1 protein-coding gene and 1 pseudogene are annotated in these 1,746 nt (G+C 70.0%); both read right to left on the bottom strand.

Features of this window, described 5'->3' with window-relative positions:
* A pseudogene (locus AOK22_RS43540) lies at nucleotides 1-376 on the bottom strand (D-glutamate cyclase family protein); the annotation flags it as partial.
* A 66-nt stretch (nucleotides 377-442) separates the two neighbouring features.
* The coding region (locus AOK22_RS38045) for an MFS transporter (protein ID WP_055703211.1) at nucleotides 443-1,561 on the bottom strand (1,119 nt) is incomplete at its 3' end.
* Between the last annotated feature and the right edge of the window lie 185 nt (nucleotides 1,562-1,746).

Raw genomic sequence — 1,746 nt, 5'->3', positions numbered from 1 at the left:
CCTGCTCGATGTGGCGCAGCGGCACTCCGGAGTCGGCGAGCGCCCACTCGAAGGTGAAGCTGCACCCGATGAGGAACGTCACCAGGTCGTCGCGCCAGTGGACGACGACGTCCGTGGGCTCCGCCAGCAGCTCGCCGTGTTCCCACACGCGGTAGAGCGGCAGATCCGTGCGCAGATCGGCGCCGGGGGCCAGCGGGGTGGTCCAGGAGCCCGCGTCCGTGACGTCGAGCACCGGGCAGGGCTTGGGGTTGCGCTGGCAGAACAGCAGCATGTCGTAGGCCCAGTCGGCGGGCACGGAGATGAGATTGGCCTGGGTGAAGCCCGCCGCCTGACCCGCGGTGGGACCTGTCCCGCCCGCGCGGAACCGCGCGCGGGCCTCTGTGGCTCCGTGGGTCACAGCAGCTCCCTCCCTCGCGTCTCGGGGAGGCCGAGCAGGGCGANNGCCGCGCACGGCGGCCGGGTACAGCTCGCTGAGGAACGAGCCGAAGCCGCTGAAGATCGCCGACATGCAGAAGCCGAGCGGGAAACCGAGCACAAGGAGGAGGCCGTTGGCCCCGTCCGGGATGTTCGTGTACGCCAGGATGCTGGCCGCCGAGAGGAACGCGAACAGGGTGATGTTCCGCTTCCGGCCGAGCTTGTCGGTGAGGTAGCCGCCGGTCAGATAGCCGACGAAGGCGCCGGAGATCAGGAAGGTGAGGTAGCCGCCGGTGCCGACGACGGTGAGGCCGCGCTCACTCTTGAGGTAGGTGGGCACCCAGGTGGCCAGCGTGTAGTAGCCGCCCTGCACGCCGGTGGACAGGAGCACCGCGAAGAGCGTCACGCGCAGCAGCCCCGGCTTGAAGATGGCCGTGAACGACCCCTTGTCGGCGCTCTTGCGCCGCTCCTCGGCGGCCTCCGGGGCGTCGTGCACGTTGCGGCGCACATAGACCACGAGCAGCGCGGGCAGCGCGCCGGTCCAGAACATCACGCGCCAGGCGAGGTCGTCGTCCAGGAACTGGAACACCACGGTGTAGACGATCACCGCGAGACCCCAGCCCACGGCCCAGGAGCTCTGGATCGCGCCGAGCGTGCGGCCGCGGTTCTTGGCGGTGGCGTACTCGGCGACCAGGATCGCGCCGACCGCCCATTCGCCGCCGAAACCGAGGCCCTGGAGGGCGCGGAAGACCAGCAGCGTCTCGTAGTTGGGCGCGAATCCGCAGGCGACGGTGAAGACCGCGTACGTGACGACCGTGATCATCAGCGCCTTCACGCGCCCGATCCGGTCGGCGACGACGCCGGCGATGGCCCCGCCCACCGCGGAGACGACGAGGGTGACGGTGGTGAAGAGGCCGGTCTGGCCGCTGTCGAGGCCGAAGTACGCGGCGAGCGCCACCATGCTCAGCGGCAGCGTGAAGTAGTCGTACGAGTCGAGGGCGTAGCCCCCGAAGGCGCCGGCGAAGGCGCGCCTGCCGCGCGGGCCGAGCGCGCGCAGCCAGCCGAACGCGCCGCTGTCGTCGGGCAGTTCTCCCTGGTCGGGGCGTATGCCGGCCGGTATCGACCGGGGTGGTGGGGTCGTGCTCATGGGCACCTCGCAGATGAGGGACGGAGGGTGCTGGAGCGGCTGTGGGGAGGGTGGAGCGGTGAGCCGTGCCCGACAAGGTAGAGGATCGTTGAACGATCCCTCAATACCCCTGTTGTTTCGTTCTGCCATCTGCGATTGAATCCGGGCATGGCGGAGGGGATGGCTGCAGTGGGCGGACTGGCGGA

Source organism: Streptomyces silaceus (assembly GCF_001419745.1).
In the GTDB taxonomy this organism is placed as follows: Bacteria; Actinomycetota; Actinomycetes; order Streptomycetales; family Streptomycetaceae; genus Streptomyces; species Streptomyces silaceus.
This window is presented reverse-complemented; position numbering and strand designations above follow the sequence as displayed.